The sequence below is a fragment of the Leisingera sp. F5 genome (assembly GCF_001593695.1).
The window spans coordinates 1-8,755 of record NZ_LUKH01000073.1; the positions used below are offsets into that span (position 1 = coordinate 1).

General features: G+C 58.1%; 8 protein-coding genes and 2 pseudogenes. 5 read left to right on the forward strand and 5 right to left on the reverse strand.

From position 1 onward, the window contains the following. On the forward strand, positions 1-698 hold a 698-nt coding region (locus tag A2I95_RS23530), incomplete at its 5' end, for an amidase family protein (protein ID WP_291733749.1). A 148-nt stretch (positions 699-846) separates the two neighbouring features. Here the strand turns inward: A2I95_RS23530 and A2I95_RS23535 are convergent. Then, positions 847-1,184 (reverse strand): annotated as a pseudogene (locus tag A2I95_RS23535) (hypothetical protein); the annotation flags it as partial. An 8-nt stretch (positions 1,185-1,192) separates the two neighbouring features. Between A2I95_RS23535 and A2I95_RS23540 the strand changes: the two are divergent. Continuing rightward, positions 1,193-1,516: pseudogene (locus A2I95_RS23540) on the forward strand (transposase); the annotation flags it as partial. Positions 1,517-1,657: 141 nt separating this feature from the next. On the opposite strand, the gene A2I95_RS23545 reads toward A2I95_RS23540, so the two are convergent. From A2I95_RS23545 to A2I95_RS23560, 4 genes are all read right to left on the reverse strand, one after another. Continuing rightward, positions 1,658-1,843, reverse strand: a complete 186-nt coding sequence (locus tag A2I95_RS23545; RefSeq protein WP_291733750.1) for a glutathione S-transferase N-terminal domain-containing protein — start codon at positions 1,841-1,843, stop codon at positions 1,658-1,660. Between the two features lie 317 nt (positions 1,844-2,160). After that, positions 2,161-3,168: an ABC transporter substrate-binding protein gene (locus A2I95_RS23550; protein ID WP_291733751.1), complete on the reverse strand. Its 1,008-nt coding sequence runs from the start codon at positions 3,166-3,168 to the stop codon at positions 2,161-2,163. Continuing rightward, positions 3,147-4,514 carry a sensor histidine kinase gene (locus A2I95_RS23555; protein WP_291733752.1) on the reverse strand — a complete coding sequence of 456 codons (1,368 nt, stop codon included), beginning with the start codon at positions 4,512-4,514 and terminating at the stop codon, positions 3,147-3,149. The genes A2I95_RS23550 and A2I95_RS23555 overlap by 22 nt, the downstream gene beginning before the upstream one ends. After that, entirely contained in the window at positions 4,507-5,172 is a 666-nt protein-coding gene (locus A2I95_RS23560; protein ID WP_291733753.1) for a response regulator transcription factor, read from the reverse strand. The genes A2I95_RS23555 and A2I95_RS23560 overlap by 8 nt, the downstream gene beginning before the upstream one ends. 108 nt (positions 5,173-5,280) lie before the next feature. Between A2I95_RS23560 and A2I95_RS23565 the strand changes: the two genes are divergently transcribed. The 3 genes from A2I95_RS23565 to A2I95_RS23575 are packed head-to-tail and all read left to right on the forward strand — an operon-like array spanning position 5,281 to position 8,323. After that, entirely contained in the window at positions 5,281-6,267 is a 987-nt protein-coding gene (locus tag A2I95_RS23565) for a tripartite tricarboxylate transporter substrate binding protein (protein WP_291733754.1), read from the forward strand. Between the two features lie 57 nt (positions 6,268-6,324). Continuing rightward, complete coding sequence (locus tag A2I95_RS23570) at positions 6,325-6,807, forward strand: tripartite tricarboxylate transporter TctB family protein (protein WP_291733755.1); 483 nt, start codon at positions 6,325-6,327, stop codon at positions 6,805-6,807. Between the two features lie 4 nt (positions 6,808-6,811). Beyond that, a complete protein-coding gene (locus tag A2I95_RS23575; protein WP_291733756.1) occupies positions 6,812-8,323 on the forward strand; it encodes a tripartite tricarboxylate transporter permease in 1,512 nt (503 codons plus the stop codon). Positions 8,324-8,755 lie beyond the last annotated feature (432 nt).

The following is an 8,755-nucleotide window of genomic DNA, read 5'->3' on the forward strand; positions in this document are numbered from 1 at the left end:
TGCGCGATCTGGTGCTGATGCTGGAAGCCATGCAGGGCAACACCCCCCGCCAGCCGCTGGGCTTCTGGCAGGACATGCCGCGGCTTGCCAGCCTGGAAGAGGCGCCGCCCCGCAGCGCAGGCAGGGTTGCCTTGTCGCTGTCCCCCTTCGGAGCCTGCGTTGACGCGTCAGTGCAAGCAGCGATTGCCCCGGCAGAGGCGCTGTGCCGGAGCCTCGGCTGGCAGGTGGCGGCGGACGCCCCAGGCCTGGCTCCGCTTTTGGCGCATGGCGGCATTATCCGCGGCCAATGCGCGCTGCAGATCCAAACGCAGCTGCAGCCGGACATGGCGCTGGCAGGCGAAAGCTTCCGCACTGCCTGCGCCCAGGCCGAAGGACGCAGCCTGGCGCAGCTGGCCGCCTATCAGAAAACCCGTGCCGCGGTTTGGGCGGATGTCCGCAGCTTCTTCGAGCGCTATGACTTTGCTCTCTGGCCCACGGCCACCGGGATGCCCTTCTCTGCCGGTCTGCGCGACAGCGAGCTGACCGAGGACTGGCGCACCGTGACGCTTACCCCGCCGCTGGAGCTGCCTTCGGTCTCGATCCCGTTTGGCACCTCTTCGGACGGAATGCCTGCCGGACTGCACATCACCGGCCCGAAGGGTTCGGATGCGCGGCTGCTGCAATTCGCCCGCAGCATCGAACGTGCCGCCGGGGCCTGAGCCGATCATTTCGTTCGTTAGGCCTGAGCCATGTGACACCATTTTTTGCCGGGGCAACCAGATGCTCAATCCGCTCATGCGTTTGGCAGGCGTTGTTGCGCAACTCCCTCCTGAAACGTGACTGCCCCTTTTCCCATTGATGCCAGACGACGCGTTCGATCTCGGCTTGGCCGCGCGCGTTGAAGCGGTTCATGAGCGCAATGCGGATGTGGATTTCGGCGGTTTGGCGGTCGGAGTCTCGCGATGCGGTCCTCTCGCCAGAGGATTTGAGACCGCGCATCCATTGCCCGGCAGTGCATTGCGCAGCAATGTCACGAGAGGGTTCGCCTCGACCCGGCGTCGGACGCAGCCGCCAGACCACCGCTTCCAAATTGGCCGCCCAAGCCGCCGGGCTGCCCGGAGGATGTCCTTGCAGGCCATTGCGGCGGCGCAGTCCTCCTTCCAGAGACGCCCGTTCTTACGGATGGGTATGATGGCGGTGCCGCCGCCCCACTACCCGCAAGGTGCTGTCCTGGCGCATCTCGAACACGTTGGAAGCGGACTTCTGTGTCGGTGCGCAGAACGAGGCGATCCAGAAGTTTGGGCCACCCGAGATCATGAACACGGATCAGGGCAGCCAGTTCACGTCCTTTGTCTGGGCAGATTGTCATCGCCGCTCCGGCCTGCGCCTATCAATGGATGGCAAGGGCCGGTTCCTCGATAATATCTTCGGCGAACGGCTCTGGCGGTCCCTGAAATACGAATGCGTCTACCTGCACGCTTGGGAGACCGGGTCAGAAGCGAAGGCAGGTGCTGATTGCCGGATCGAGTTCTACAACTGAAAACGTCCCCATTCCGCACTTGGCGGCAAACCGCCAGCCGTGGTCTATTGGCTGAGAAATGACGAAACCAAACCCGGTCAGCAGGGGCACAGAGTAGCCTAATTTACGTCCGAAGCTGTCTAACGATTGGAGAGTAGTTCACTCGTAAACCGATCTACCATTGTGCTCGAGCACTGGCACGCGTCCATATGGGGAAAGACGTTCGCTGAATCGCGCCTTCTCCATCAGGTTGACCTCGAGGAGTTCGAACCTCATGCCCTTTTCCCTGAGTGCGAGTATGCAGCGCAAACTGAACGGGCAGTATCCGGCGGCGATGAGTTTCATGAGCCGTTCCAGTAACCAAACGTTGGATGTTCCAAAACGACATTGCGCCGTCTCCTTCATCAATGAACGGGCTACGTGGATAAATACACAGTGCGCGCGCTCACTGAGCGTCCGGAATGCTCAAGATTGCTGTCATGCGAACACCGAGCAACATTGGATAAACTTTGCTTAGACCCGCCGTTCTCTATGGCTTGTACAGATAGGTAATCTGAGCCCATAGCCGTTCTTGCCCATCAGCTGGGATGTCGCGGATGCAAAGGGCCGCTCCCGGAGAAAGGATGCCATGTACAATCATGATAAAAATCTATGAAATCGGGCTATTGAATTACCGCATTTGACCATTCCTGAATGAAAGTTCTTCGCTTCAACTTGTCGAGATAGGTCATCAACGCCGGTTCCAGCGCGATTACGGTTGGGTTCCGCCCGTCGGGGTGCAAGCCCAGTGGCGGAAGCGGGGAGGATTTTGCACCTGTCGTCAAATCCTGCGCCTCGATCATATGGCGGACAAAATCTTCTGCTGCAGCTGGGTGCTTGGTTTTCTTTGACACAAATCCCGTGCGCATCATCGTGGTCGGAAAGTCTGAAGGCAGAATGATCTCGAACCGATTGTCCTGCGCCTGGCGTGCGGCGGCGTAACTGCCGAGCACGTTGTAAGCAACCAAGAGATCGCCAGAGGCCACATCGTCAATCATATCTCCTGAACAGCAATAAAGCCGTATCCCCAGGGCCCCCATCACCTCCATCAGCCGCCAAAAAGCTTCCGAGACGCGGGCGTCCTGCGTGGCAAAGAGATAGCCAACGCCAGAGCTTCGCACATCATAGGTGCCCACTTTGCCCCGAAAGAGATCCGGCTCAGCTCTCAGGGCTTGGATCAGCTCTTGTCGGGTACCGGGAATGGGCTTTCCTTCAAAGGCCTCGCGATTGACGACAATGGTTGCAGGCTCTGACGTGAAGGCAAACAGGCGTTGGCGCCATTGCGCCCAATCCCGGTGGCTGATGTCTGCAAGCTTCAAAGCAAACCCGTCGTTCACAAGCTTCACTTGAAGGTCCATTGCGCTTGAAATAACAACGTCATAGCCTTCAGGATCCTGTTGAAGAACGCGGCTGATATCAGCAGTGCCGGTCACCAGATATTCAACACTCCAACCCGGTGTTTCTGCCAGGAAACCTTCGATGATCGGGGAAAAGAACGCAGTGTCCGTGCTCGACAGAATGCGCAGAGTCTGGTTTGGGGCTGCCTCGTTGAACAGCTGCTGATCCTCCCAGGTCTGGGCGCTGATGAACGCCGGCCAAAGCAGGCCAATTACAAAGAGAATGTAACGCATGCGCCTCCTCCTGGCAGGTTAGATAGCTTGAGTGCGCCGCCATGGGCCTCGGCAACTTCCTGTGCAATGGTCAATCCCAAGCCCGAGCCGATAATCCCCTTGGCATTGTCGCCGCGTGAAAACCGCGAAGACAAATGTGCGATCTGGTCCTGTGGAAAACCCGCCCCTTGATCGCGGATCTCCAGTGTCGGCAAAGGGCGCGCGCTGACGTGGATCATGACGTCGCTTTCGACGGGCGAGTATTTCAGCGCATTGTCGATCAGGTTGCGGATGGCGTTTTGCAATAGGATAGCGTCAGCAGACACCAAAACCGGCTCTTTGCTTTCGACATGAAGGGTAATGTCTTTCATGTCGGCAACTGGGGTGAGACGCAGCACCAGCTCTTGAAGAAGCTCTGTCAGATCCAATTCTTTGCGCTCCAAGTGATCGGTGCGGAATGTAATCATCGCGTGATCCAGCAGCTGACCTGCCGCGCGCGAACTTTCGTCGATGGCCCGCACCATCGACCGCAGGGCCTTGCGATTCTCGTCCTGATCCACCCGGTGCAGCATGGCCTCCGCATGGGACCGCACCGTGGCCAGAGGCGTGCGCACGCGATGTGCGGCTTCGGCAATGAAATCCTCGGACTGGGCTAGCGCCTTGTCGAGCCGTCCCATCAACCGGTTCAGCGAGGCCACCAGCGACACCATTTCCGATGGCACCGGGCTGGCAACCGGGCTGAGATCCTGCGGGCCGCGCCGGGCAATGGAGGACGTCAGACGGCGGATCGGGGTGATAGTTGATGCGCTTGCCCAAAAGGACAGCAGTGCCGACAGGCAAAAGAACCCTGCACCGAAAAGTGCGACATTTCTTGAAATCCCGTTCAGCGTTACCTGCAATGCCTCCTGGGTTTGGGCCACGGATACCGTGATCACCGAGCGGGTATCCGTCCCGACCAAGGTGCGCGAATCCGTTGCCACTCTGATCAGCGCGCCGTCGGGAGTCTCGGCAAGGTAGGTGCCGCTGGTATGGGACGTGCCATCGGGCGGTGACAGATGTTCATATCCCGACAGAAGTGTTTCATTCTTATGGATCGCATAGAAGACCCGGTCATCCGAGGCGGTGCTGAGCATCGACAGCGCGGCGTAAGGGAAATCCACCTCCACTGTGCCATCCCGCAGAATCGCCGCATCCAGAATTGAGGTCACGGAGGCCGCCAGAATGCTGTCTTGCCCTTGCTGTGCAATCTGTGCCGCATAGAGGCGGACAACAGCATAGAGCACGACTGCTAGAACCGCAGCGCCGCCGATCAGCGTCAGCGTCATGCGCCTGCGCAGAGAACCCGAGACATTGACCGCTTCAGTCATAATCCAGCCTGTAGCCAAGCCCGCGCAGGGTGGTTATGCGCAACGAGGATGGTTCCAGATGTTTGCGCAGCCGACCGATGTAGACTTCGATAGCGTTTTCCGACACGTCTTCGTCATAGGAAAACAGCCTGTCGAAGAGTTTGTGTTTGGGGAATACCTGACCAGGCGCATTGATCAGCAGCTCCAGCAATCGCAACTCCCGATTGCGCAGACTGATCGCTGCATCGTCAATCCTCAGGCTGCCTGCGACTGGATCAAAGACAACATTTCCCATCCGGACCATCGTTTGGCCGGTGCCCGATTTGCGACGCAGAACCGCCCGGCATCGCGCCTGAAGTTCCTCGTGATCGAACGGTTTGGTGACATAGTCATCCGCTCCCAGATCAAGCATGCTGATTCTGTCTGACACCTGCGACCGCGCCGTTAGAACAATGACCGGGGTGTCCTTTTTTCCGGCCCGATGGCGCTTTAGGAAGCTGCGCCCGTCCCCATCCGGCAACATGATATCAAGCAGGATAAGATCGTAGTCCCCGGTTTCTGAATAGGCAAAGGCATCCAGAATTTTATCTGCATGATCAACGACATGACCGTCCTGCGTCATACGGGAGCAGATGGCATTCGCCAGATCGGCATTATCCTCTACCAGCAGGAATTTCATGGCTTTTTACACCTTTGAACGGGCGTGACAGGTCTGTGTCAGGTTGAAGTGTTTCTCTTCCTCAACTGAGCTGCCTTTCGCACAGTTGTCAATTTTTGGGAGGAAACCATGACGACATTCTCAATGGGCCGCCGTGCCCTTATCGCCACCACGCTTGCCGCAATGACATTTGCCGCGCCAGCCCTGGCCGATGGCAACAAGACGCTGGACAGCATTCATTTCCTGATCCCAGGCGGTGCAGGCGGTGGATGGGACGGAACCGCTCGCGGCACCGGTGAAGCGCTGACCAAGGCCGGCATTGTCGGCTCCGCTTCCTATGAGAACATGTCGGGCGGCGGTGGCGGCAAAGCCATCGGTTACCTCATCGAAAACGCCGCCAGCAACCATGGCACCCTGATGGTCAATTCGACCCCGATCGTGATCCGCTCGCTCACCGGAGTGTTTCCGCATAACTTCCGCGACCTGACGCTGGTTGCCGGAACCATCGGCGACTACGCTGCGGTTGTCGTGGGCAAGGATAGCCCGGTCAATTCGATGGACGACCTGCTGGCCGCCTTTGACGCTGATCCAAGCAGCACTGCTATCGGCGGCGGCTCGGTTCCAGGCGGCATGGACCATCTGGTCGCCGCAATGGTGTTTGAAGCGGCGGGAAAGGACGCCCTGTCGGTTAAATACATCCCCTATGACGCAGGCGGCAAGGCAATGGCAGCCCTGTTGTCGGGTGAGATTGCCGCTCTGTCGACCGGGTTCTCTGAAGCGGTGGATCTGGCTGAGGCCGGTGAGGTTAAGATTATCGGTGTGACCTCGGATGATCGTGTTTCCGCCGCGCCTGATGCCATGACCATGAAAGAACAGGGGATCGACACCTCCTTTGTGAACTGGCGCGGATTCTTTGCGGCCCCGGACCTGCCTGCAGATCAGCTGACACTGTATCAGAAGGCGCTGAGCGAGATGTATGCCACACCGGAATGGGAAGACGTACGTGCCCGTAACGGCTGGGTCAACATCCACAATTCGGGTGATGACTTCAAAACCTTCCTCGAAGGCCAAGAGCAGGTCATCGGTGACTTAATGAAAAAACTGGGCTTTCTCTGAAGCCGTAAATTGCAGAGCGGGAAACCGCTCTGCCCTGCTATTTCGTTGGGGGGAAAGATGGCACTTGATCGTTGGATCGCACTCATTCTGGCCGGGGTCTGCCTGACCTATGGCTACACGGCCTGGTTTACGATGGATGGCGAATTGGCGCCCTTCATGCAACGCAACCCGATCTGGCCCAGCACCTTTCCTAAGGTCCTGTCTGTGATCGGATTGGCTGCCTCTTTGGTGATCTTGCTGGGGCTCGAGAAGGCCAAGGTACAAAAGGCCGAGATCGATTATCGCCGCCTTACTGATTACCATCTGGGTCAGGCCCTTCTGCTGCTGGGGCTTATGGTTGCTTACGCGCTGTGCCTGCGTCCCCTCGGGTTCCTCTTCTCCACTTCTGCGTTCCTGATCCTTGGCTCATACATTCTGGGAGAGCGGAAATGGCTGGTGATGCTGCTCGTTTCCCTACTTGCGACCGGGGTTGTCTGGTACCTGGTGCAACAGGTTCTTGGCATCTACCTGCGCCCCCTGCCTGGCTTCATCGGAGGATAATGGCATGCTCGAAGGACTCCTGATTGGCCTGCAAACGGCCCTTTCGTTCCAAAATCTTTTAATGGTGATCGGCGGCTGCCTGATTGGCACGTTTATCGGCATGCTGCCGGGGCTGGGGCCGATGTCGATCATCGCCATCATGATCCCTGTGGCCATTTCAATGGGTGATCCCTCGGCGGCGCTGATCCTGCTGGCAGGCGTTTACTATGGCGCAATCTTTGGCGGTTCGACGTCCTCAATCCTGCTCAATGCTCCGGGTGTGGCGGGCACGGTGGCCTCCAGTTTCGACGGCTACCCGATGGCCAAACAGGGCAAGGCAGGCAAGGCGCTGACGATTGCCGCGATCGCCAGCTTTGCGGGTGGCAGCATCGGAGCATTGTTGCTGATGATCTTTGCGCCCGCCCTGTCCACGGTGGCGCTCTTGTTCCATTCTGCTGAATATTTTGCGCTGATGGTTGTTGGCCTTTCGGCCATTGCGGCCTTTGCGGGCACCGGACAAGTGGCCAAGGCACTGATGATGACCACACTAGGGCTGATCATGGCCACAGTCGGTGAAGGTGCGCTGTTCAACCTGCCGCGTTTCACCATGGGGATCATGGACCTGCAGTCCGGCTTTGGCTTCATCACCTTGGCGATGGCCATGTTTGCGCTGCCTGAAGCCCTGTTTTTGGTGCTGAACCCCAAAACCCAGGCTGGCAAAGGCGAAGATATTAAAGAGCTGCGCGTCACCCGCCAGGAGGCGAAATCCATCGCGCCAGTCATTGGCCGCCAGTCCCTGCAAGGGTTCTTCATCGGGGTTCTGCCCGGTGCAGGTGCGACAATTGCAAGTTTTCTGGGCTACGCGGTGGAGCGCAATATTGCCTCCAAGGAAGAACAGGCAGAGTTTGGCAAGGGATCAATCAAAGGGCTGGCGGCACCGGAAACCGCTAATAACGCCGCCTGCACCGGGTCCTTTGTGCCGCTGTTGACGTTGGGCATTCCGGGTTCTGGCACAACCGCAATCCTGCTTGGCGCACTCATTGCGCTCAACGTCACCCCCGGACCGAGGCTGATGATCGACGAGCCGCAGATTTTCTGGGCGGTGATCATGTCGATGTTCATCGGCAACCTGGTCTTGCTGGTCCTCAACCTGCCATTGATCCCCTATATCGCCAAAGTTCTGACAATCCCGCGCAACTATTTAATCCCCTTCATCCTTTTCTTCACCTTGATGGGGGCCTACATCGGTCAGAACAACGCAACTGAGCTGTTGCTTCTGGTGGCTTTCGGGATCTGCGCCACGGCCTTGCGCTTTGCAGATTACCCTTTGGCTCCGCTGTTGATCGGATTCATCCTCGGCGGCATGCTGGAAGACAATTTCTCCCGCTCAATGCAGCTCTATGACGGTATCGCATTCATCTGGGAACGTCCCATGACCCTTGGTTTGCTGGTGATTGCCGCCTTGCTGGTTATTCTGCCCAGCTACCGTAACCGGCGAGCCCGGTTGCGGGCGCAAGGGGTCGCGGATGGGGATTGAACCGAAAGCCCGTCCAACGTTTGGGCAATGGGCCGATAGGCTCAGCGCTCGTATCCTGCTGAATTTTAACCTCAAATCTGCAGTGTCGGCTTTGGGGTGGAAACCGGTAGTTCCCTTTTAGCGCGGGAATGACTTCATTGGGGCAGCCGAACCCGACAAGTCGCTCAATGAGCCACGGGTTGGCAAAGGTCACTAATGCAGCGAAACGGACGCGGGGTGATGCCCAGGTTGCAGGTGCAGCGAGGGTTGGTGGGACAGACAGAAAGGTACTCTTAGCTTCAACCGCGGTGTAAGTGCTTATCCTCTGCCAATGCAAAGCGTCTATTTTGCGACCAACGATGAGATCACTTGTCTGTACGAGAGCGTCGGCAAGGGTGTTGAAGGCAACGGCGAGAATCTCGTTGAGATCGGCGATTATATGCCCGCTATGGG